This is a genomic window from Micromonospora sp. DH14, assembly GCF_029809455.1.
GTDB classification, from domain to species: domain Bacteria; phylum Actinomycetota; class Actinomycetes; order Mycobacteriales; family Micromonosporaceae; genus Micromonospora; species Micromonospora parva.
The window spans coordinates 25,848-47,970 of record NZ_JARVKT010000024.1; the positions used below are offsets into that span (position 1 = coordinate 25,848).

The 22,123-nt window shown below is 71.4% G+C and carries 17 protein-coding genes; 6 read left to right on the plus strand and 11 right to left on the minus strand.

The features are described 5' to 3' along the window. Window positions 1-55 precede the first annotated feature (55 nt). The 3 genes from QCZ28_RS25145 to QCZ28_RS25155 all read right to left on the minus strand — a co-directional run bounded on the left by QCZ28_RS25145 (window position 56) and on the right by QCZ28_RS25155 (window position 3,631). A complete protein-coding gene (locus tag QCZ28_RS25145) occupies window positions 56-1,006 on the minus strand; it encodes a CDP-alcohol phosphatidyltransferase family protein (RefSeq protein ID WP_279519013.1) in 951 nt (316 codons plus the stop codon). 344 nt (window positions 1,007-1,350) lie between these two features. Beyond that, on the minus strand, window positions 1,351-2,316 hold the full coding sequence (locus QCZ28_RS25150) for an NUDIX domain-containing protein (protein WP_279518964.1): 966 nt from the start codon (window positions 2,314-2,316) through the stop codon (window positions 1,351-1,353). Between the two features lie 364 nt (window positions 2,317-2,680). Continuing rightward, complete coding sequence (locus tag QCZ28_RS25155) at window positions 2,681-3,631, minus strand: NUDIX domain-containing protein (RefSeq protein WP_030337850.1); 951 nt, start codon at window positions 3,629-3,631, stop codon at window positions 2,681-2,683. Between the two features lie 143 nt (window positions 3,632-3,774). Here QCZ28_RS25155 and QCZ28_RS25160 point away from each other — a divergent pair, with 143 nt between their 5' ends. Further along, window positions 3,775-4,143, plus strand: a complete 369-nt coding sequence (locus tag QCZ28_RS25160) for a PspC domain-containing protein (RefSeq protein ID WP_279518965.1) — start codon at window positions 3,775-3,777, stop codon at window positions 4,141-4,143. Window positions 4,144-4,150: 7 nt separating this feature from the next. On the opposite strand, the gene guaA is transcribed toward QCZ28_RS25160, so the two are convergent. Both guaA and QCZ28_RS25170 read right to left on the minus strand, forming a co-directional pair. Continuing rightward, window positions 4,151-5,707, minus strand: a complete 1,557-nt coding sequence (gene guaA, locus QCZ28_RS25165; protein ID WP_279518966.1) for a glutamine-hydrolyzing GMP synthase — start codon at window positions 5,705-5,707, stop codon at window positions 4,151-4,153. A 152-nt stretch (window positions 5,708-5,859) separates the two neighbouring features. Continuing rightward, the gene (locus QCZ28_RS25170) at window positions 5,860-7,557 is read right to left on the minus strand and encodes a GMC family oxidoreductase (RefSeq protein WP_279518967.1); all 1,698 of its coding nucleotides are present in this window, start codon (window positions 7,555-7,557) and stop codon (window positions 5,860-5,862) included. A 144-nt stretch (window positions 7,558-7,701) separates the two neighbouring features. Here QCZ28_RS25170 and QCZ28_RS25175 point away from each other — a divergent pair, with 144 nt between their 5' ends. Beyond that, on the plus strand, window positions 7,702-8,820 hold the full coding sequence (locus QCZ28_RS25175) for an LCP family protein (RefSeq protein ID WP_279518968.1): 1,119 nt from the start codon (window positions 7,702-7,704) through the stop codon (window positions 8,818-8,820). Between the two features lie 7 nt (window positions 8,821-8,827). Here QCZ28_RS25175 and QCZ28_RS25180 read toward each other — a convergent pair whose 3' ends face one another. Both QCZ28_RS25180 and QCZ28_RS25185 read right to left on the minus strand, forming a co-directional pair. Next, window positions 8,828-10,285, minus strand: a complete 1,458-nt coding sequence (locus QCZ28_RS25180; protein ID WP_279518969.1) for a M1 family metallopeptidase — start codon at window positions 10,283-10,285, stop codon at window positions 8,828-8,830. A gap of 110 nt (window positions 10,286-10,395) precedes the next feature. Further along, on the minus strand, window positions 10,396-11,799 hold the full coding sequence (locus QCZ28_RS25185; RefSeq protein WP_279518970.1) for a M1 family metallopeptidase: 1,404 nt from the start codon (window positions 11,797-11,799) through the stop codon (window positions 10,396-10,398). Window positions 11,800-11,984: 185 nt separating this feature from the next. On the opposite strand from QCZ28_RS25185, the gene QCZ28_RS25190 reads away from it, so the two are divergent. Then, window positions 11,985-13,094: a sugar phosphate isomerase/epimerase gene (locus tag QCZ28_RS25190; RefSeq protein WP_279518971.1), complete on the plus strand. Its 1,110-nt coding sequence runs from the start codon at window positions 11,985-11,987 to the stop codon at window positions 13,092-13,094. Window positions 13,095-13,166: 72 nt separating this feature from the next. Here QCZ28_RS25190 and QCZ28_RS25195 read toward each other — a convergent pair whose 3' ends face one another. Continuing rightward, on the minus strand, window positions 13,167-14,285 hold the full coding sequence (locus tag QCZ28_RS25195) for a GuaB3 family IMP dehydrogenase-related protein (RefSeq protein WP_030337858.1): 1,119 nt from the start codon (window positions 14,283-14,285) through the stop codon (window positions 13,167-13,169). A gap of 30 nt (window positions 14,286-14,315) precedes the next feature. Further along, on the minus strand, window positions 14,316-15,878 hold the full coding sequence (guaB, locus tag QCZ28_RS25200; RefSeq protein WP_279518972.1) for an IMP dehydrogenase: 1,563 nt from the start codon (window positions 15,876-15,878) through the stop codon (window positions 14,316-14,318). Window positions 15,879-16,064: 186 nt separating this feature from the next. On the opposite strand from guaB, the gene QCZ28_RS25205 reads away from it, so the two are divergent. After that, window positions 16,065-16,484 (plus strand): DUF5319 domain-containing protein, encoded by a 420-nt coding sequence (locus QCZ28_RS25205; RefSeq protein ID WP_030337860.1) that lies wholly within the window; start codon window positions 16,065-16,067, stop codon window positions 16,482-16,484. Between the two features lie 45 nt (window positions 16,485-16,529). Here the strand turns inward: QCZ28_RS25205 and QCZ28_RS25210 are convergent, their stop codons facing one another. Then, a complete protein-coding gene (locus tag QCZ28_RS25210) occupies window positions 16,530-17,345 on the minus strand; it encodes a response regulator transcription factor (RefSeq protein WP_279518973.1) in 816 nt (271 codons plus the stop codon). A gap of 253 nt (window positions 17,346-17,598) precedes the next feature. Between QCZ28_RS25210 and QCZ28_RS25215 the strand changes: the two genes are divergently transcribed. Together QCZ28_RS25215 and QCZ28_RS25220 are read left to right on the plus strand one after the other, a co-directional pair. Then, window positions 17,599-17,982: a WhiB family transcriptional regulator gene (locus QCZ28_RS25215; RefSeq protein ID WP_279518974.1), complete on the plus strand. Its 384-nt coding sequence runs from the start codon at window positions 17,599-17,601 to the stop codon at window positions 17,980-17,982. Between the two features lie 1,122 nt (window positions 17,983-19,104). Further along, on the plus strand, window positions 19,105-19,662 hold the full coding sequence (locus QCZ28_RS25220; RefSeq protein WP_279518975.1) for a hypothetical protein: 558 nt from the start codon (window positions 19,105-19,107) through the stop codon (window positions 19,660-19,662). 659 nt (window positions 19,663-20,321) lie between these two features. Here the strand turns inward: QCZ28_RS25220 and QCZ28_RS25225 are convergent. Continuing rightward, window positions 20,322-22,049 (minus strand): molybdopterin-dependent oxidoreductase, encoded by a 1,728-nt coding sequence (locus QCZ28_RS25225; RefSeq protein WP_347815130.1) that lies wholly within the window; start codon window positions 22,047-22,049, stop codon window positions 20,322-20,324. Window positions 22,050-22,123: the final 74 nt, after the last annotated feature.

Below are 22,123 nucleotides of genomic sequence, written 5' to 3' on the forward strand. Positions count from 1 at the left end.
CCGCTGACGACGAACGGGGCGCCGCTGTCCGCGGCGCCCCGTTCGGTCTGCTCAATCAGGCGGTACGACGCTGCCGCAGCCAGAGGACCGGCCCGCTGACCAGGTAGCCCACCACGATCAGGGCGAACGTCAGCCGGATGTCGACCAGTGCGCCGATCACCGGAGCCAACCAGAGCCACGGCGGCAGCTTCACCAGGCGGGCGAGCTTGGCGTACGGAAAGCTCGACACCATCGCGAACGCCAGCAACGCCACCCCGGCGACCAGCACGGCACCGGGCACCGGCAGGCCGATCGCCACCGTCACGGCGAGCACCGCTGCAGCCATGGTGGTGGGCACACCGCAGAAGAAGCGGCCGTCCTTCGGTGAGACGTTGAACCGGGCCAGTCGGATCGCGGCACACGCGGCGACCAGGGCGCAGGCCACCGCCGCCGCGGCCGTGGAGACCGAGCCGGCGAGCGACGCGTAGACCACGACCGGCGCGGCCAGGCCGAACGAGCACATGTCGGCCAGTGAGTCCATCTGGGCGCCGAACGGGCTGGCCACGCCGAGGCGTCGGGCCAGCGCGCCGTCCAGACCGTCGAAGCCGACGCAGGCGATCAGGCAGAGCGCGGCCATGCGCACCTCACCCTGCATCGCCAGGAAGATCGCCAGCATGCCCAGCATCAGGCTGGCCAGCGTGCAGGCGTTGACCAGGCCGAACTTCATCCGGCGCACCATGGTGCGCTCGCCGGGAAGCAGCGGGATCGAGCGGGCCTCGTCGACCTGCGCCATCGGCGGCATCGCCGGGCTGACCGGTACGACCGCGTCGATGTCCGCCCGGTCCAGGCCCAGTGTCGGGTCCACGCCCAGCGTCGGTCGGCTGAGCCGGTCCAGGCCGTAACGACGGCGCTGCCGGTCGGCGTACCGGTGCTCGGTCGGGGTCAGGTCGGTCGGGTGCAGGTCACCGTCGCGGCGACCGACCCGGACCAACAGCACCTGGCGGGCGAACGTGCTGCTGCGGCGCAACCGGCCCGCCCAGCGACGCCCTGCGGGGCGCGGACTGTCAGTAGTACGACGCCGGCGCCATGGGGCTCTCGGCACGTTTCCTCCATCACCGGATCTGCTGGCCGCCGTGGGGCGGTGTCCGGCTGTCTCGTGCCGGACCTTGCATGGCCCGGCAGCCGTTTTGCGGAGTACACCATCGCATAGGGGAACATGGCTTGGCGATAGCTGCCGGCGGTACTTATAACTGGCTTAAACCGCTCGAACCGCTCGCTTGTTCCCATCCCGGGCCTCATCGCCCGTTTCCTCCATCATTCCCGCCTTTGACTGTACCGGAGGGTCACCAAGTCGGCTCAGTGAGCCGAGTGCTATCGGCCACTCTGTCCGATTGCCACGGCAGCGATGTCGCTCAACGGCAGGTCAACCGCCTCGGCCCGGGTGAACCACCCCGCCCGGGCCGTCGACCCTCCGGCGGATTCGGTGACCGTCGCGTCAGTGGGTACGTCCACCAACACCCGATAGATCACCCGTACGCCATGCCAGTCCAGCGGCCGACCCTCCGGGCCGTACGCGGCCGGATTGTGCAGGTTGTTGACGCCCAGGAGCTCCACCACCCGGCCCACCTGCCCACCCTCCTCGACCAGTTCCCGGAGCAACCCGGTGGCCGGCTGCTCACCGTGATCGGTGCCACCGCCGGGCAGATGCCAGAGACCGGCCCCCGGATAGCCCTGCGCGATCTGCGTCAGCAGAATCCGCCCAGCGGGGTCGGTGACCAGCCCGTACGCCCCGAAGCGCAGCCGACGATCGGGGTGTGGCGGCGCAGCCGGATGCCGCGGCCGGTGCGTCCCGGGCGGCAGTGGGGTGACCGGCACACCGAGCGCCTCGGCGGTGAACGGCGTCAGCGGCACCTCCGCCGCCTCCGCCGGCGAGAGCCAGCGAGACTGATCATCCAGACCAGCCCCGGCCTCGGGCTGCGCGCCTTGGGGCTGCGCATCCTGCGGCTGAGCAGCCTGGGGTCGCGGGGCATCGGACAGAGCGCCGTGGGGCGTGCTGAGCTCGAACAACAGCCGGTCGGTGTGCAGCGAGACCCTGTCCTCCGGAGAAGTGGCCACATCGGCGACCACCGCGAGCAGTCGAGACACCGTCACCGTCAGCCCGACCTGTTCGGCGACCTCGCGGACCACGGCGCGCTCCGGGTCCTCGGCATGCGCGACGGCACCGCCCGGCAACCGCCAGAGCCCCGGGAATTCGCCTTCAACCCCGTCCCGGACCACCAGGACCCGACCCGAATCCCTGATGAGCCCGTAGACCCCGACCCGCCGCGTCAACTGCACCTTTGCTCGCCCCCCGCTTCGCACTCCATGCCGTTGATCATGAAGTTATCGCCATCCATCTCGCACTCTGACAATAACTTCATGATCAACGCGAGGCGGCGCATGGGAACCCACGGAGCTGTGGAACCGGCGTCATTCAGGACGAAGCGTGATCCACTCGGGTTCACGGAAGGCGCGGTGTCCCGCGCGCCGGGATACCGCGCCTTCAAGAAACCCGAGTTGATCAAGGCGGTGAGGCCAGTCGATCACGGGCGAGGCCACTGCGCAGCGGCGGGGCGCGACCACGGGTAGCCGGCGGCAAGCCGGTAGGTCGAGCCGGACGGGGGCGCGACCGTCGGGCCGTCTCCTCGGAGACCGGTCGGGGTCAGGTTAGCTGGGCCGCCTGCACCGCCTCGGCGGTCACCTCGGTGAGGCGGTCGGTGGGGAGCGCGCCCAACTCCTCGCGGCCGAACCAGCGGGCCTCGCAGGTGGAGCCGCCCACGTCGGCCACGGTCAGCGGGTTGGGCTGGTCGACGACGACCCGGTAGAAGGCGCGTACGCCGTGCCAGTCGATCGGGTAGCCCTCGGGACCGAGCGAGGCGGCGTCACGGTGACTGGCCACCCCGAGCAGTTCGACGAGGCGGCCGGTCTGCCCGGTCTCCTCGACCAACTCCCGGATGAGGGCCGCGCCGGGCTGCTCGCCGTAGTCGGTGCCGCCGCCGGGAAGGTGCCAGCAGCCGGCACCGGGGTAGCCGTCGGAGACCCGGGTGAGCAGGACGCGACCGGCGGGGTCGGTGCAGACCGCGTACGCGGCGAAGCGCTGGGCCCGGTGCAGCCCGTCGGGGCCGGGCACGGCGTAGAAGGAGGGGAACTCGGGTGCCTCGTCGGGCACCACGTCGGCCGAGGAGGCGGGCAGCCCGAGGGCGCGTGCGGTGAACGAGCGCAGCGGCAGCTCGCGCGCCTCGTCGAGGGTGTACCACCGGGCGAGGTCGGTGGGGCGTTCGCCGGCCCGGTCCGCGAGGGTGCCGCCGCGCACGGCCACCCGGTAGATCAGCCGGTCGGTGTGGATGGTGATGCCGCGATCCGGGAGTGCCCGCATGTCGGCGAGCACGTCGGCCAGGCCGGAGACGGCGACCGAGAGGCCGGTCTCGGCGGCGGTCTCGCGAACGACGGTGTGGTTCGGGTCCTCGCCGTGGTCGACGGCCCCGCCGGGCAGCGACCACGCGCCGGGGGTCCCGGAGTGCTCCGATGCGCGGACCAGCAGGACGCGGCCGCTTGAATCAGCACAAACTGCGTATGCCGCGATCCTGCGGAGCGGCTTGAGCAAGGTGGTCACGGAAGCAAATTCTCCCCGGGCCGGGTTACCGGAACGGAAAAGAGTCGGATTCCTGACTGTCCGGCCCCGATCAGGGATTGGTCAGGGTAATGATCCGGGCGGTCACCGAGGGCGGGGCGGACGCCAGCGCGGACCGTGGGGGTATGACATCGACCACCGCACCCCACGCCCCGTACAAGCAGCTCCGGCGACCCACCACCGACCGCATGGTCGCGGGGGTCGCCAGCGGCGTCGGCCGCTACTTCGACATCGACCCCACACTGGTCCGGGTGATCTTCGCGGTCACCGGCCTGCTCACCGGCGGGCTCGCGCTGTTCGCGTACCCGATCATGTGGTTCCTGATGCCGGAGGAGCCCGCCGGCGCGCCGGCCTGGCCACACGCCGCGGGCGTCGCGCCGCAGAACGGCCCGCCGCCCACCGCCGGGCCCGCGCCCGGCGGCCCACCGCAGGGGTACGCCCCGACGCCGCCCTACCCGCCGACGACCCCGTCCAGCCCGCCGCCGGCCGCCTGAGCGGTGCTCACTCCCACTCGATGGTGCCCGGCGGCTTGCTGGTGACGTCCAGGACCACTCGGTTGACCTCGGCGACCTCGTTGGTGATCCGGGTGGAGATCCGGGCCACCACGTCGTAGGGCAGCCGGGACCAGTCGGCGGTCATCGCGTCCTCGCTGGAGACCGGGCGCAGCACCACGGGGTGCCCGTAGCTGCGCCCGTCTCCCTGCACACCGACACTGCGCACGTCGGCGAGCAGCACCACCGGGAACTGCCACACGCCCCGGTCGAGGCCGGCGGCGGTCAACTCCTCGCGGGCGATCAGGTCGGCCTGGCGGAGCAGGTCGAGGCGCTCCTGGTCGACGGCGCCGATGATCCGGATGGCGAGGCCGGGGCCGGGGAACGGGTGCCGCCAGACCATCGCCTCGGGCAGGCCCAACTGGAGGCCGAGCGCTCGGACCTCGTCCTTGAACAGGGTGCGCAGCGGCTCGACCAGCGCGAACTTCAGGTCCTCCGGGAGGCCGCCGACGTTGTGGTGGCTCTTGATGTTGGCGGTGCCGGTGCCGCCGCCGGACTCCACCACGTCGGGGTAGAGGGTGCCCTGGACAAGGAACTCCACGTCGCCGTGCGCGGCGATCTCGCGGGCCGCCGCCTCGAAGACCCGGATGAACTCCCGGCCAATGATCTTGCGCTTCTGCTCCGGGTCGGTCACCCCGGCGAGCGCGCCGAGGAACCGGTCGGCGGCGTCGACCACCTTGAGCTTGATGCCGGTGGCGGCGACGTAGTCCTTCTCCACCTGCTCGGCCTCGCCGGCGCGCAGCAGGCCGTGGTCGACGAAGACGCAGGTGAGCTGGTCACCGACCGCCTTGTGCACCAGCGCCGCGGCGACCGCCGAGTCCACCCCGCCGGAGAGGCCGCAGATGACCTCCTTGTCGCCGATCTGGGCACGGATCCGGGCGACCTGCTCGTCGATGATGTTCTCGGGCGTCCAGGTCGGCTCGATGCCGGCGATGTCGTAGAGGAAACGGGTCAGCATCTCCTGGCCGTGCGCGGTGTGCCCGACCTCCGGGTGGAACTGCACGCCGGCCCGCCGCCCGGCCAGGTCCTCGAATGCCGCGACGGGGGCGCCCGCCGACTCGGCGGTCACCGTGAAGCCCTCGGGCGCCTCGGTGACGCAGTCGCCGTGGCTCATCCACACCGGCAGGTCGGCCGGCAGGTCCCGCAGCAGCACACCGGGGTCGAGCAGGCGGGGGCGCAGCGGGGTGCCGCCGTACTCACGGTTGCCGGTCCTGGTGACCGTGCCGCCGAGCGCCTGGGCCATCGCCTGGAAGCCGTAGCAGATGCCGAAGACGGGCACGTCGGCGGTGAACACCCCAGCGTCGATCTGCGGGGCGTCCGGGGCGTAGACGCTGGCCGGACCGCCGGACAGGATGATCGCGGCGGGGTTCTTCGCCAGCATCTCGGCGATCGGCATCGAGTGCGGCACGATCTCGGAGTAGACCTTCGCCTCACGGACCCGACGGGCGATGAGCTGGGCGTACTGGGCTCCGAAGTCCACCACGAGGACAGGGCGAGGCAGGCTCATGTGCACAAAGCCTACCGACAGTCACGACCGTTCCCGCCACCGGCACGCCAGCAAGCCCCACGTCCCGCGATCTTGCACTTTCTGCCCCGACAAAGGCCACGAATGCCGCGCAACGACGACCGAAAGTGCAAGATCGCGGAGGTTGCGGGGGGTCACTGTCGCAGCGCACCCGGGGCGTTCGGCGGGACCGCCGGGTTTTGCGGGGGTACGGGGGCTAGCCTCCGGTACGGGCCGCCGAGGGGCGGGCGGGGATCTTCTTCGCCCTTGTTCGGCCAGAAGGACATGGCCCGTTCGGCCTGGGCGGTGATCGTCAGGGACGGGTTCACGCCCAGGTTGGCCGAGACCGCCGCGCCGTCGACCACGTGCAGCCCGGCGTGCCCGTACACCCGGTGCCAGGGATCGATCACTCCGTCGGCAGCTGTCGCGCCGATGACCGCCCCGCCCAGGATGTGCGCGGTCACCGGGATGTCGAACGGCTCGGTGAGCGAGCCGCCGGCGGTGCCGCCGATCTCGTCGGCGAGCATCCGGACCGCTGTGTTGCCGGCCGGGATCCAGGTCGGGCTCGGGGTGCCGTGACCCGGGCCGGTGACCAGCCTGCGACCCAGCGGGCCACGCCGCCACCGGGTGCTCAGCGAGTTGTCCACCGACTGCATGACCAGGGCGATCACCGTACGTTCCGACCAGCCCCGCACCGACAGCATCCGGGCGGCCAACCCGGGCTGCCGCACGATGCTGCCCAGCCAGCGGCGTACCCGATGCGGGCCGCCGTCGACCAGCAGCGACTGGAGCAGCCCCATCGCGTTCGAGCCGCGCCCGTAGCGGACCGGCTCGATGTGCGTCTGCGGGTCGGGGTGGAACGAGCTGGTGATGGCCACCCCCTCGGTGTAGTCCAACCGCTCGGAGCGGGCCCGCTGTCGCGGCACCGAGGCGCCGAGGATCGCCTCCGAGTTGGTCCGGGTCAGCTCGCCGAGGCGGGGCGAGAGCCGGGGCAGCGCCGCGTCGGCGCGCATCGCGTGCAGCAGCCGCTGGGTGCCGAGCGCCCCGGCGGCGAAGACCACCTGGTCGGCGTGGATGACCTGCCGGCCCCGGCGCAGCCAGGCGCCGGTGCGTTCGGTGTGCACCTGGTAGCCGCCGCCGTCGGCGGGCCGGACGGCGGTCACAGTGGTCAACGGGCGGACCGTGACCCCGAGCCGTTCGGCGAGCCAGAGGTAGTTCTTGACAAGCGTGTTCTTCGCCCCGTGCCGGCAACCGGTCATGCACGAGCCGCAGTGGGTGCAGCCGGTGCGCTCCGGGCCGGCGCCGCCGAAGTACGGGTCGGCGACCCGCTGGCCGGGCCGGCCGATGTGCACGCCCACCGGGGTGGCGTGGAAGGTCTGCCCCACCCCCATCCGCTCGGCCACCGCCCGCATGGCCCGGTCCGCACCGGTGTGCACGGGGTACGTGGTGACGCCGAGCATCCGTTTCGCCTGGTCGTAGTGGTGGGCCAACTCGTCGCGCCAGTCGGTGATGTCCCGCCACTGCGGGTCGTCGTAGAAGGCCGGCAGCGGTTCGTAGAGGGTGTTCGCGTAGACCAGTGAACCACCGCCCACCCCGGCGCCGGAGAGCACCAGCACCCCACCGCCGGACCGTCGGTCGGCCGGGCGGAGCACTGTGAGTCGTTGGATGCCGTAGCAGCCCAGCCTCGGAGCCCAGAGGAACCTGCGGACCCGCCAGGACGTCTGCGGGAACTCGTCGTCGGTGAAGCGGCGGCCGGCCTCCAGCACCGCCACCGAGTAACCCTTCTCGGCGAGTCGGAGCGCGGTGACGCTGCCACCGAAGCCGGACCCGATGACGACCACGTCGTACCGCATGAAGGCATCATTACTCGTGAGTAGCGCTCGCGCCAGCGGCACTTTTCGCGCGATCATGCTCCGGCCGACCGACCCGGCGCCTCCCGGCCGCAACCCGGAGCACCCGTCGGAGCGTTGTTCACCAGACGGGTGAGAGGAATCCACATGGTTCTCGGGTCGATGGCACCACGCCGACGGTGGCTGCTGCTGGGGCTCACGGCCCTCGCCGTGGTCGCGCTGATCGCGGCCGGCGCGGTGGTGATCACCCGGCTGACCGGTGACAACACGCCGGGCGGCGCTCCGGTGGCCGGCTCACCCACCCCGTCGCCGGTCGGCACGCCCACCCCGAGCCCCAGCGGTCCACCGCCGGGCGCGGACATCACCGGCCCGCTCAACCTGCTGCTGGTCGGTGTGGACACCCGGGTCAGCGTGCCCGGGTGGGAGCCGCACTCGGACGCCGTGCTGGTGCTGCACGTACCCAAGGGACTGGACCGGGCGTACCTCTTCTCACTCCCCCGCGACCTGCTCGTGGACATCCCGGCGTTCCCGAAGGCCGGCTACAAGGGCGGCAAGACCAAGCTCACCCACGCGATGAGCTTCGGCAGCCGGGTGCCGGGCAAACCCAAACAACCCAGCACCGCCCAGGGGTACGAGCTGCTGCGCAGCACGGTCAGCGGTTACACCGGGCTGCGCATCGACGCCGGCGCGGTGCTCACGTTCAACGGGTTCGACCGGCTGGTCGACGAACTGGGCGGGGTGGACATCTACGTCGACCAGCGGGTCGAGTCGCTGCACCGTCGACCGGACGGCAAGTACCGGGAGCCCGCGCCGGGCGGGTACAAGGGGCCGCAGCAGGTCTACGAGAAGGGCGAGCGGCACCTCAACGGCTGGCAGGCGCTGGACTACGCGCGGCAGCGCTACATCACCGGCGGCGACTACGCCCGGCAGCGTCACCAGCAGCAGCTGATCCGCGCGATGACCCGCAAGATCCTGGACGAGGGCCTGGCCAAGCAACCGGAGCGCGTCGACAAGGTGGTCTCCGCGCTGGGTGACACGTTGGTCTACGTCGGCGGACGCCGGATCGTCGACATCGCGTACGCCCTCAGTGGCCTGCCGGAGAACCGTTTCACGCTGGTCGGGCTGCCCGGTTCCGGCGTCGGCAAGGGCAGCGCCTACCGGGGTGAGCAGCTGACCGCCGAGGGCCGCACGTTCCTCACCGAACTGCGCGCCGGCCGCGCCGACGCGTACCTGGCCGCCCACCCCAAGCTGGTCGTCAAGAACTGACCGCCGTTCAGAGCCGCTTGGGCAGGGCGGGCTTCTTGGTGCCGTAGAGCCAGGCGTCGAAGAGCGCGTCGAGCTTCTTGCCGGAGACCCGCTCGGCGAGGGCCACGAACTCGGCGGTGGTGGCGGTGCCGTCGCGCTTCTCCGCCGCCCAGGTCTTGATGATCTCAAAGAACGCCTCGTCGCCCACGGCCACCCGCAGGGCGTGCACCGTCATCCCGCCGCGCTGGTAGACCGACTCGCTGAACAGCTTCTCCGCACCCGGCTTGCCCGGCGGCGTCTGCCACACCTGCGCGGACATCTCCGCGTACCGGTTGTCGAACGCCTCCTTGGCGGTGTACGCGTCGGTGTGCTCGGCCCAGAGCCACTCCGCGTACGTCGCGAAGCCCTCGTTGAGCCAGATGTCCTCCCACTTCGCCAACGCCACACTGTCGCCGAACCACTGGTGGGCCAACTCGTGCGCGACGACCTCGGTGTTCTCGCCCTGCCGGAAGAAACTCGCCGCGTACACCGGTCGGCTCTGCGTCTCCAGTGCGTACGAGATCCGGCTGTCGGAGACCACCACCCCGCCGTACGCGTCGAACGGATACGGCCCGAACACGCTCTCCAGGTAGTCGGCCACCTCGACGGTCCGGGCGATCGACGCGTCCGCGCTCCCCTTGGCCAGGTTGGTGGTGACCGCGTTGTAGACCGGGCGGCCCTTGTGCTCGCCGGTGGTGATCCGGAACTTGCCGATCACCAGCGTGCTCAGATAGCTGGCCATCGGTGACTTCTCCGACCATTTCCAGGTGGTCCAACCGCCCGAGCTGACCTTCCCGCCGGGAACGCCGTTGCTGATCGCGGTCAGCCCGTCCGGAACGGTGACCTCGAAGTCGTAGGCCGCCTTGTCCGACGGGTGGTCGTTGACCGGGAACCAGGTGCTGGCCGACTCCGGCTGACCCAGCGCGATGGCACCGTCGGCGGTGTGCAGGAAGCCGCCGTCACCGAGCGTCTCGTTCTTCAACGGCTTCGGCTTGCCCGCGTAGGTGATCTCGACGACGAACCCGTTGCCGTTGATCAGGCCGGACGCCGGCTTGATCACCAGCTCGTTGCGCTTGCGGCTGTGCGTCGCCGGTGCGCCGTCCACGGTGACCGCGCTGACGGTCAGGCCGGCCAGGTCGAGGTTGAACGTCGACAGGTCGGTGGTCGCGGTGGCCCGCACTGTGGTCGTACCCGTCAACTGGTCCTTGGCCGGGTCGTAGCGCACCTTCACCGTGTACCGGCCGACGTCGTAGCCGCCGTTGCCGTAGGTCGGGAAGTAGGTGTCGCCGACCCCGTCGGCACCCGCCGTGAACGTCCGCGCCGCGGTGGGGGACGTGCTCGGTGCCGGTGCCGCCTCCGGGCCCGTCGAGTCGCATCCGGACAGTGCCAGCGCACCGGCCACCACCAGAGCGGCACCCGTCCGCAGTCTGTGCCGCGTCCCCCGCATCCCACACCCTCTCCGCACGGTGGCCGGTCACGGCCTCCGCCGCTCCGCACGAACGGGCGCCTACCCGCCGTTCACCGGCGGCAGCATATCGACCGGGCGGCCGGGCCGGGTCACGGCAGTGTGGGGGCCGACCCACCCACCAGCCAGGCGTCGAAGAGCGGGCGCAGTTGCCGCTGCGCGACCCGCTCGGCCAGCGAGACGAGGTCCTCGGTGGTCGCGTTGCCCCCCGCCCGCTCGGCGGTCCAGGTGCGCAGGATGCGGAAGAAGAGGTCGTCACCGACAGTCCGGCGCAACGCGTGCACGGCGAGCGCACCCCGCTTGTAGACCGCGGTGCCGAACATCTGCTCCCGGCCCGGCTCGACCGACGGCTGCCCCCAGTCGGTCGCCGCGTACTGCATCTCGAAGTTGCGCTGGGCGGTCCGGCCGCCGTCGTGCTCCTCCCACAGCCACTCGGCGTAACTGGCGAAACCCTCGTTGAGCCAGATGTCGCTCCACCTGGTCAGTGACACGCTGTCGCCGAACCACTGGTGCGCCAGCTCGTGTGCGACGACGCTCGGGTTCGGTCGGTCGTCGGCGAAGAAGGCCGGCCCGTAGACCGGTCGGGACTGGGTCTCCAGCGCGTACCCGACCCGGTCGTCGGCGATCACGATCCCCCCGTACGAGTCGAACGGGTACGGGCCGAAGCGGCTGGCCAGGAAGTCGGCGATCGCGCCGGTGCGGGCCAGCGAGGTAGCCGCCCCACCGGTCGCCGGCAGGCTCGCGGCCACCGCCGTCACCATCGGCCGGCCGGCGTGCGTGCCGGTCACCACCCGGTAGTCACCGATCACGAGGGTGCTCAGGTAGCTGGCCATCGGGGTGCGCTCCGACCACCGCCAGGTGGTCCACCCGTCGGCGCTGCTCTTCGGCAGCGGTACGCCATTGCTCAGCGCGGCCAGGCCGTCCGGGACGGTCACCGCCAGCTCGTAGGTGGCCTTGTCCGAGGGGTGGTCGTTGACCGGGAACCAGGTGGCGGCCGAGTCGGGTTGGCCGAGCGCCACCGCGCCGTCGGTGGTGTGCAGGAAACCGCCGCTGCCCAACGCCCCGTCGTCGACGGCAGTGGGTACGCCCGCGTAGTCGACGGTGACGGTGAACTGCCGCCCTCGCGGCACGCCGTCGCGGGGCGTCACCACCAGTTCGCCGTCGCCGCGCCGGTAGTTGGCCGCCGCGTCGCCCACGCTGACCGCGCCGACCTCCAGGCCGGCCAGGTCCAGGTTGAACCGGGACAGGTCCTGGGTGGCGGTGGCGGTGATGACGGCCTTCCCGGTCAGCCGGTCGGTGGACGGGTCGTAGCGGACGTCGAGGCCGTAGTGCGCGACGTCGTAGCCGCCGTTGCCGCGCCCCGGCACGTACGGGTCGCCGACGTCGGCCGCGCCGGGTCGGAAGCCGTCGCGCCCGTCGCCCGTACAGCCGGCCGCGACCAGCCCGAGGGCGCAGGTCAGCACGGCGACCCGCAGTCTCCGTCCGGTCAGGACCATGCGCACTCCTCCTGCGGCACTCCGCTCAGGCCGAGCGTAGTCAGCATCGCCGGCCGCGCGGCCCGTATCGACGATCATCAGTTACTTTCGTCGAATCAAACAAAAGATGCCGTCGATTTAACCTTTCTTTCGACTTTGACCGACGTTAGTGTCTGTTCCCGACCACCGTCGCGAAAGGTGGAACCATGCCCGACCACACCGCCCCCGACGCCACCACCACCGGCCGACTCAGCCGCCGCTCCCTGCTCGCCGCGTCCGCCGGCGCCGCCGCCGCGATCGGCGCGGCCGGCCTGCCCGTCCTGGCCACCGGCACCCCCGCGCTCGCCAACCCGAAGAGCAAGCTGCGGGTCGAACCGCTGATCCCGGCGAAGAACCGCGGCATCATCCTCTACAGCGTCCGCGACCGGATCACCGCCGCGCCCGACGACAGCGGAGTCCCGTACGGCTTCGAGCGCGTCCTCGCCCGACTCGCCGAAATCGGTTACAAGGAGATCGAGTTCGCCGGCTACACCCAGAGCACCGAGATCCTGGGCCGGCAGATCACCCCCGCCGAGATCCGCAAGGTCCTCGACGACAACGGCCTGGTGGCCAACGGCACCCACGCCACGATCCAGCCGGCCACCTTCCAGCAACAACTGGACATCGCCGAGGAACTCGGCATGAAGAACATCGGCACCGGCAGCGACCCGACCAACAGCGCGTACAAGGCCGAGTGGGACGCCGCCGCGGACATCTGGAACGAGCTGGGCCGGCAGGCCAAGGCCCGGGGCATGCGGCTCTACACGCACAACCACGACGCCGCGTACAGCTTCCTGATCGACCGGGGCCCGCGCGACGCGCAGGGCCGGCAGACCCGGTCCTCCGGCATCCGCCGGCTGGAGTACTTCTTCGAGATCACCGACCCGCGGTACGTCTTCTTCGAGCTGGACATCTACTGGGCCTACGTGGCCCGCTACAAGCACCAGAGGTACATCAACCCGGCCGGCCAGGAGGTGACCGACCTGTTCGACCCGATCCTCACCGTGGCCGACCGGACCACCCGGTTCCCGCTCTTCCACGCCAAGGACGGCGACCGGGACACCAGCGTCCCCAACGGGTACCAGATGACCCCGCTGGGCGACGGCGACCTCAACTTCCAGCAGTTCTTCCAGACCATCGGCGAGCGCAACTTCCACCACGCCAACTGGGAGATGGACACCGCCCCCGGCGGCGCCGACAACAAGGGCCAGTCGCTCGACTTCGCGGCGACCAGTTACCGCAACATGTCCGACCTGACCATCTACCTGGAGAAGTGACTCTCCGCTGAACGCGACGAAGGCCGGCCCCCACCAGTGCGGGGCCGGCCTTCGTAGCGTCTGACGGACCGGTCAGCGGTCGAGGACCAGACCGACCTTCTGGAACTCCTTCAGGTCGCGGTAACCACACTTGGCCATCGCCCGACGCAGCCCGCCGAACAGGTTCAACTGACCGTCGGCCTCGTCCGCCGGCCCGAAGAGCAACTGCTCCATCGACCCGAGCGGCTCACCGGAAACCTCGAAGGCACCCCGGGGCAGCGACGGGTGGCTCGCCGCCGAGTGCCACCAGGCACCACCGGCGGGGGCCTCCTCGCACAGCGACAGCGGCTCACCGAGCATCACCGCGTCAGCGCCGCAACCGAGCGCCTTGGCGATGTCGCCCGAGGTCTGGATGTCACCGTCGGCGATCAGGTGCACGTACCGGCCGCCGGTCTCGTCCAGGTAGTCACGGCGGGCCGCCGCGGCGTCGGCGATCGCGGTGGCCATCGGCACCCGGATGCCCAGCACCGACTCGGTGGTCGACCACTCGTCGCCACCGATGCCCACGATCACCCCGGCCGCGCCGGTGCGCATCAGGTGCAGCGCCGTCTTGTAGTCGGTGCAACCACCGACGATCACCGGCAGGTCGAGGTCGGCGATGAACTCCTTGAGGTTCAGCGGCTCGTCGGTGGTCGACACGTGCTCGGCCGAGACGATGGTGCCCTGGATGACCAGGATGTCCACCCCGGCGTCGAGGATCACCGGCGCCAGCGCGAGGGTGTGCTGCGGGGAGACCCGCACCGCCACCGTGCCGCCGCCGGCGCGCAGCTCACGGACCCGCTCCGCGATCAGATCCGGGCGGATCGGCTCCGCGTACACCTCTTGGAGCCGCTTGGTGGCGCGGGCGTCCTCGTCGAGGCCGGCCAGCTCGTCCAGCACCTTCGTCGGGTTCTCGTAGCGGGTCCAGAGACCCTCGACGTTGAGCACGCCGAGGCCGCCGAGCTGACCGAGACGCACCGCCGAGGACGGGCTCATGGTGGCGTCGGAGGGGTGACCGACGCACGGAATGCCGAACGGGTACGCGTCGAGCTGCCAGGACGTCGACACGTCGTCGACGTCGCGGGTGCGGCGGCTCGGCACGATGGCGATGTCGTCCAGGTGGTAGCCGCGCTGCGCGGTCTTGCCCAGCCCGATCTCGACCACGTCACGCATGGGGGACTCCAGGTGGTTGGGGGTGGTGGGTCAGCGGGTGTGGTAGTTGGGCGCCTCGACGGTCATCTGGATGTCGTGCGGGTGGCTCTCCTTCAGGCCAGCCGCGGTGATCCGGATGAGCTGGCCCCGGCGGTGCAGATCGGGGATGTTCTCCGCACCGGCGTACCCCATGGCCAGTCGCAGACCGCCGACCAGCTGGTGGGCCACCCGGGAGAGCGGCCCCCGGTAGGGCACCTGGCCCTCCACGCCCTCCGGGACCAGCTTGTCGTCGCTGAGCACGTCCTGCTGGAAGTAGCGGTCCTTGCTGTACGACTTGGCCTGGCCCCGGGACTGCATCGCGCCGAGCGACCCCATCCCGCGGTACGTCTTGAACTGCTTGCCGTTGACGAAGATCAGCTCGCCGGGGCTCTCCTCGCAGCCGGCCAGCAGGCTGCCGAGCATCACCGTGTCGGCGCCGGCGACCAGGGCCTTGGCGATGTCACCGGAATACTGGATGCCGCCGTCGCCGATCACCGGCACACCGGCCGGGCGGGCGGCCCGGGCCGCCTCCATGATCGCGGTCACCTGCGGCACGCCGACCCCGGCGACGATCCGGGTGGTGCAGATCGCGCCCGGCCCCACACCCACCTTGACGCCGTCGGCGCCGGCGTCGACGAGCGCCTTCGCGCCGGCGTACGTGGCCACGTTGCCGCCCATGATGTCGACAGTCACATCGGCCTTGAGCCGGCGGACCATGTCCAGCACGGCCCGCTGGTGACCGTGCGCGGTGTCCACGATCAGCACGTCGACGCCCGCGTCGACCAGGGCACGGGCCCGCTTGTAGGCGTCCTCGCCCACCCCGATCGCGGCGGCGACCCGCAGACGGCCGGCGTCGTCCTTGCTGGCGTCCGGGTACTGCTCGCTCTTGGTGAAGTCCTTCACCGTGATCAGGCCGCGCAGCCGGCCCGAGTCGTCGACGATCGGCAGCTTCTCGACCTTGTGCTGACGCAGCAGCGCCAGAGCGTCGTCCTTGCTCACCCCGACCCGGGCGGTGATCAGCGGAGTGCGGGTCATGATCTCGCGGACCGGGGTGTTCGGCTCGGAGACGAAACGCATGTCCCGGTTGGTGACGATGCCCACCAGCTGGCCGTCGCCGTCCACCACCGGAACGCCCGAGATGCGGTACCGCCCGCACAGCTCGTCGACCTCGCGCAGCGTGTCGTCCGGGCTGGCGGTCACCGGGTTGGTGATCATGCCGGACTCGGAGCGCTTGACCAGGTCGACCTGGAGGGCCTGGTCCTCCATGGAGAGGTTGCGGTGCAACACACCGATGCCGCCCTGGCGGGCCATGGCGATCGCCATCCGGGCCTCGGTCACCGTGTCCATGGCGCTGGACAGCAGCGGAATGGACAACTCGATGTTGCGGGTGAGCTTCGTCCGGGTGTTGACCCGGCTGGGCACCACGTCCGACTCGCCCGGCTGCAGCAGCACGTCGTCGAAGGTCAACCCGAGCGGAACCACCCGGGCGGAGCCGGCCGGCAGCTCAGGCAGGTGGCCGCCCAGGTCGGCGTGCTCGACGCCGGCCGGAAGATCGGTGCTGGGCGAATTTTCCACGATTGCTCCCCTGAGCTGCTCGGATGGGCTTCAGCGAGGTGGCGCGGGCGGGCACCGGAGCGCGCCACGGTGCCGGCACGTCGCCTCATCGTACCCAGTGAGCTGGGCGACCCGTCCGTGGCAGGCCGGCCCGGCGCGGAGGCCGGGGGGCGGACGTTCGCGCCGCGTTGGGTCTACGGTGAGGGGGTGCACGACGAGCCCATCGACCCGTTCAATGGCGACCCGGCCGATCCGACAGCGGGTCTGGATGACCCGGGCGATGACGCGACGCCGGATCCGCTGACCGACGTCGAGCGGCAGGATGTGCTGGAGGACCTCGCCGACCTGGAGATCTACCAGGCGCTGCTGGCCCCGATCGGGGTCCGCGGGCTGGTGATCGAATGCGAGGACTGCCGGGAGCCGCACTACTTCGACTGGGACCTGCTCCGCGGCAACCTGCGGCACCTGCTCAACTCCGGCCGGCCCCGGGTGCACGAGCCCGCGTACGACCCCGACCCGGATCACTATGTGACCTGGGACTACGCCCGGGGGTACGCCGACGGGGTGCACGACACCCTGTCCGAGGGCACCGAGGACGAGCCGGGCGCCCCGACCGCCACCAAGTGACAGCACCGCCGCGCGGCGGTGTCCCGCCGTCGGGCAGCGCGTCCGTCAGGCGACCAGACCGGCGCGGAACCCCGCCGCCACCGCGTGCGCCCGGTCCCGGGCACCGAGCTTGCGGAACAACCTGCGGGCGTGCGTCTTGACGGTGTCCTCCGACACGAACAGCTCCCGGCCGATCTCCGCGTTGCTCTTGCCCTCGGCCATGCCCAGCAGCACCTGAAGCTCACGCTCGGTGAGGCCGATGGACGCCCGACTGGGTCGAGCGTTCGGGACGGGACGGCCCGGGTCGGCCTGCGCCGCCGGCTCGTCGGTCCCCGCCTCCGCCTCGTCGTCGCCCCGCTGCACCGGCACCGACGCCAGACCGGCCGGCCCGTCAGCGGCCGTCGCCGTCCAACCGGGCTCACCGGAACCGCGCGGCGCCGGCCCGGAGCGACCGGACCCACCCACCGCCGCCGCGTCGCGGGCCGGATCGGTGCTTCGCTGCCGGGAGGCTCGACCGGGCGCGGTGAGCAGCAGCAGCGCCTTCGCCACCGCGCTGGTCAGGTCGTGGTCGACATTCTGGATGAGCCCCCGGGCACCGGCACTGATGGTGGCCGCCGCGGCCTCGGACTCCTCGGTGCCGAGCAGCAGCACCGCCGCCTGCGGGGCCCGCGCCAACACCCGGCGGACGAAGCCGGCGCTGTCCGGCCGGGTGAGGGCGGTGTCCGCCAACACCACGTCGGCCGGTCGCTCCGCGAGCCGCAGCATCACCTCGGGATCAGAGACGGCGGTACGAACGATCGCGGACAACCCCAGCCGCGCGGCAGCAGAAGTAAGGTGCTGGGCCGCGAGCGGTGTCCGAACGCACACAAGGACGGTACGCACTGTGGTCTCCTCTCCGCCAACGAGCAGACCATGACGCGGTCGGCTGGGGAGGTGGTTCCGGGCAATCGTTCGAACTTTTCCGACAAGTAGGGCGAAAGCCGCAATTTCCCGGAGGTTTTCGATCACAGACGTGTGAGTTGACGACAGCCCGGGTACGGGAGGTCCAGGCCGGGAACGGTGCGCCTGCGCGGCCCGCCGCCCGGACGCCGGCCATCAAGGATTCTCGCGGAGCCGCGCGGGAGGAGGGGTGCTGATGTCGAACGTACGTAGACTGCCCGGACCCATCGTCGATCTCTGGGACTGGCAGCGACTCGGTGCCTGCCGAGGACGCGACAGCGCGCAGTTCTTCCACCCCGACGGTGAGCGCGGCTCGTCCCGGCTGCGCCGCGAATCCTCCGCCAAGGCGGTCTGCCGCACCTGCCCCGTACGCGCCGAGTGCGCCGCCCACGCGCTGTCGGTACGCGAGCCGTACGGCGTGTGGGGCGGCTTCAGCGAGTCGGAACGCCTCCGACTGCTCGCCGTCGGCTGGGAGGACCTCGCAGACCGCCGGCACGCCCGGGTCGACGTCGCGCGACTGGAAGCCCGCCTGGGCCGCCCGCACAAGTCGACGCTCCCGGCCCAACGCAAGGTCGCCTGACCCGACCGCCCCCAACATCCGCGAACCGCGCCCCCGACCTGGGGAGCGCGGTTCGCGCGGTTGTGCGCGGTCTCGCGCCAACGCGCGGGGCCACCCGGCCTGCGCGGCGCGCCGCCTACGCCGCCCGCACGTTGTTATGCCGTGAGCTGGTGCTGCTCTGCAGGTCTGCGCGGGCCTTGCCGGGCTTGCGTGGCTTTGCGGGGTCCGCGCCGCGTTGCGGCCTCGCGTAGCTTCGCGAGGTCTGCGCGGCCCTCGCGGGCTTGGGTGGCTTCCCGAGTTCTGCGTGGCCTTGCGGGCCTGCCTAGCTTCGCGAGGTCTGCGTCTGCGTTGCGGGCTCGCGTGGCTTTGCGAGATCTGCGCGGCTTCAGGCGGCTGGCACGCCCGCGATCATCGCGCCCAGTGCCGACTGTGATCGACACGAGCTACTTGATGCCGGGGCGTCCCACTCGCCCGGACACCGCGATTTCACTGAAGACGAGTGGATCAAGCCTGGCTGCGCACACGACCAGTAGGCGGGGGACGATCTCCCGGGAGATTTGTCCGGTCTGGGCTGTTCCGGGACGACGCAGCCTAAGGCTATATGCAGGTTTGTGTCTTTTGTCCGGTGACCGGCATCACCGGTGGGCCGGAATCATGGCCGGGCCGGGGTCGTTACACATCCGGACGATCGCAGCACCACCGGCCCGCGCCCCAGGCCGCGACGGTCGGTCGCGCAGGTTTGGATTGGTCGCGCAGGTTGGAATGCCCGCCGCCACCCGGTCGTTATGACCCCCACGACCGACCGCAGGCACCGCCGCGATGAGGGTGTCGACAGGTTGGGCCAGCCCGGAATGACCCCGGGCCCCGGGTCGTTGTGATCCCCACGAACGACCGCAGGCACCGCCTCCGGGTGAGTGCCGACGGACTGGGCCACCGGGGAATGACCCCGGCCCCCCCGGTCGTTACACCTGGACCCCGGCGCCACGAGCCCTCGCGCCCGTGAAGTCGCCGACCGACGCCCCCGCAGGCGTCATCCCCCAAACTTTCCCCTGCAAGTGCAGCGCCGGACGAGGTGCTCACACCCCTTGCCGCCGTTCCCCCCTTGGCGGTGCGGGTGTTCCTACCCCCGAAGGAGCTACCCCCATGAACACGATCTTCCGTAAGAGCATGCTGTCCGTTGCTGGTCTCGCGTTCGCCGGTGGTGTGTTCGCCGGCCCGATCGCCGCCCACGCCAACCCGGCCGTGGACGCCAAGCCCACCGCCGTGGCCGTGCAGACGGCGAAGCCGCAGGGCGACCAGTCCCGGATCACCCTGAACGACGAGCAGACCGCCAACGTGAAGGCGATCATCGCCGCCACGAAGAAGGCCGGCCTGCCCGAGCGCGCCGCGGTCATCTCCATCGCGACGAGCCTGCAGGAGTCCAAGCTGGAGAACCTCGGCCACCTCGGCGATATGAACGACCATGACTCGCTGGGCCTGTTCCAGCAGCGCCCGAGCTCGGGTTGGGGTACCCCGGAGCAGATCACCGACCCCGAGTACTCGACGACTGCGTTCCTGAAGGGCCTCAAGCAGGTCGACGGGTGGCAGGACATGCCCCTGACCGACGCCGCGCAGACCGTGCAGGTCTCGGCGTACCCGGACGCCTACGCCCAGTGGGAGCAGCAGGCCACCGACCTCGTCGCCCAGCACTGGAACAGCTGACCACCAGCACCACCGCACCACCGCACCACCATCAGCACCGCACGGTAAGACCCAAGAACACCGACCGCTGGCCGGCACCCGCAACCCGGGGTGCCGGCCAGCGGCCTTCGCGTTGCCATCGACCGCCGGGACGCGGGGACGCCGGCCCGCCGGGACGCGGGGACGCCGGCCCGCCGGGACGCCGGGACGCGGGGACGCCGGCCTGCCGGCCCGCGGGGACGCCGGCCCGCCGGGACGCGGGGACGCCGGCCCGCCGGGACGCGGGGACGCGGGGACGCGGGGACGCGGGGACGCGGGGACGCCGACCATCGACCGCCGCAGCGGGCCGCAACGGGAGATGCCGCGCTGAAGGGATCCTCGGCGGAGGCGGATGGCGTCATCAAGCGGCGTTCATTTCCAGATCTTGGACAGTTTCCGTTAGCACAGAACGGAAACTGTCCAAGATCTGCATGCACGGTTCGAGCATCGGCGTCCATCAGCCGCCCGCCGCGCCGAAGACCAGTCACGGGGCCCGCAAGCCAGGTCAGTCGGCAGCCGCGGTAGATCACTCACGGACCCCGCACCGCGAGGGACTGCTGGTCTACCTGGGTGCCCTGATGACGCGGTCGGGTTGGGGACCCAGCCCGCTGTCGGCCGGAGGGGGCAGTGGTGTGTCGGGGTCAGCGGACGGTGACGGTGACGCTATGCCAGCCGGTGGCGCCGTCCGGGACGACGCCCTGGGTACGGTCGGTTTGGGTTTCACCGGTCGCGTCTGTCGCTCGGACCTGAAGCCGGTGTTCGCCCGGTGTGGCGTCCCAGCGCCAGGACCACTGCACCCAGGTGTCCACTGACACGGTGGGGGCCAGCGTGGCTGCCTGCCACTGGCCGTCGTCGACGCGTACCTCGACTCGGCGGATGCCTCGGTGCTGTGCCCAGGCCACCCCGGCGACGGTCACCGGCCCGGCGGTCAGCCGGTTGCGTCTGCGGGGCGTGTCGATCCGCGACTGGGTCTTGATCGGCCCCTGGGGGGACCATCCGCGCGGAACCCAGTACGCGTCGAAGTCGGCGAACCGGGTCAGCTCAAGTTCGGTCACCCATTTGCAGGCCGACACGTAGCCGTAGAGGCCCGGCACCACCATCCGGACCGGGAAGCCGTGCTCGACCGGAAGCGGCTCGCCGTTCATCCCGACGGCCAGCAGCGCGTCCCGTCCGTCGCGCAGCGCGGCGGTGGGGGTACCGCAGGTCCAGCCGTCGACTGACCGGCCGACGACCTGGTCGGCGTCGTCGTCGGGTTCGACCTCGTCCAGCAGTTCCCGCAGGGGTACGCCGAGCCAGCGGGCGTTGCCGATCAGGTCCCCGCCCACCTCGTTGGAGACGCAGGCCAGTGTGACGTACCGCTCGACCAGCGGTCGGGCCAGCAGATCCGCGTAGCTGTAGGTGCGCTCCTTGCCGACCCGCCCGTGGATCCGCAGCCGCCAGGTGTCCGGGTCGACCTGGGGCACCACCAGCGCGGTGTCGATCCGATAGAACCCGAAGTTCGGGGTGACGTAGGGCGCCAGTTGGGCCAGCGAGAGGTTCGCGCCTGCCGGCACGGCCGGTGCGGGGGCGACCGGCGCAGGCAGGCGGATCGCGTCCCGGGCGGCGGACACGCCGCGCCGACCCGCCAGCCAACGCCCGCCGAGACCGGCCACCACTGCCGCGCCGAGCAGCACCCCGCTGCCGGTGAGGAATCGCCGCCGCGACTCCGGGTCCACCTCGACGGGCCCGACCGGCTCAACCGCCGGCGTCGGCCCGGCGGAAGGCACCGACGCCGGCCCAGCGGGAGACACCGGCACCGGCCCAGCGGGAGGCCCGGAGGTCGACCCGGCGGGAGGTCCGGAAGTCGGCCCAGATGGAGACACCGGCACCGGCCCGGCGGGAGACACCGACGCCGGCCCAGCCGGAGGCCCGGGGGACGACACCGGGCCGGGGGACGGTGTGGGTGGTGACCAGGGCCAGGGGTTCAGTTCGAACGGGCCGGCGATGAACAACCAGAGCACCAGGGCGCCGAGACCCGCGCCGACCACTGACGGCAGTGCGTCGGCGAGGTCCGCGCCGGAGCGGGTCAGCGCGGCGGCGACGCCGATGGCGCCGAAGGCGCCGATGCCCGCCAGGCCGAGTGCCAGCCGACGAACCGCCAGTACGCCGAGGAGCGCGGCGAAGGCGCCCAGCAACACGGCGGTGCCGACCAGCAGCGCGATCTTGTCGGCGGTGCCGAAGAGGTCGATGGCGAGTTGCTTGAGTGACTCGGGGACGGCGTCGACGATGACCCCGCCGACCGCGACCAGGGGTGCCGACCGGGGGCCGGTCAGCACCGCTACCGGTTCGGCGATCCCGATCGCGACGGCGGCGGCGGTGATTCCGGCCAGCGCGGCGTACCGCCGTGACGTGGTGCTCATCGGCCCAGTGTGCGCGATCATCTCGGCCGGTCGCCAACAACGTC

Bases quoted from the DNA above. Each gene is read 5' to 3' on its own strand.
- QCZ28_RS25170 (WP_279518967.1), bottom strand. From the start codon at position 7,557: ATGCGGTACGACGTGGTCGTCATCGGGTCCGGCTTCGGTGGCAGCGTC.
- QCZ28_RS25215 (WP_279518974.1), top strand. From the start codon at position 17,599: ATGTCGAACGTACGTAGACTGCCCGGACCCATCGTCGATCTCTGGGAC.
- QCZ28_RS25195 (WP_030337858.1), bottom strand. From the start codon at position 14,285: ATGCGTGACGTGGTCGAGATCGGGCTGGGCAAGACCGCGCAGCGCGGC.
- QCZ28_RS25220 (WP_279518975.1), top strand. From the start codon at position 19,105: ATGAACACGATCTTCCGTAAGAGCATGCTGTCCGTTGCTGGTCTCGCG.
- QCZ28_RS25160 (WP_279518965.1), top strand. From the start codon at position 3,775: ATGACATCGACCACCGCACCCCACGCCCCGTACAAGCAGCTCCGGCGA.
- QCZ28_RS25180 (WP_279518969.1), bottom strand. From the start codon at position 10,285: ATGCGGGGGACGCGGCACAGACTGCGGACGGGTGCCGCTCTGGTGGTG.
- QCZ28_RS25190 (WP_279518971.1), top strand. From the start codon at position 11,985: ATGCCCGACCACACCGCCCCCGACGCCACCACCACCGGCCGACTCAGC.
- QCZ28_RS25185 (WP_279518970.1), bottom strand. From the start codon at position 11,799: ATGGTCCTGACCGGACGGAGACTGCGGGTCGCCGTGCTGACCTGCGCC.
- guaA (WP_279518966.1), bottom strand. From the start codon at position 5,707: ATGAGCCTGCCTCGCCCTGTCCTCGTGGTGGACTTCGGAGCCCAGTAC.
- QCZ28_RS25175 (WP_279518968.1), top strand. From the start codon at position 7,702: ATGGTTCTCGGGTCGATGGCACCACGCCGACGGTGGCTGCTGCTGGGG.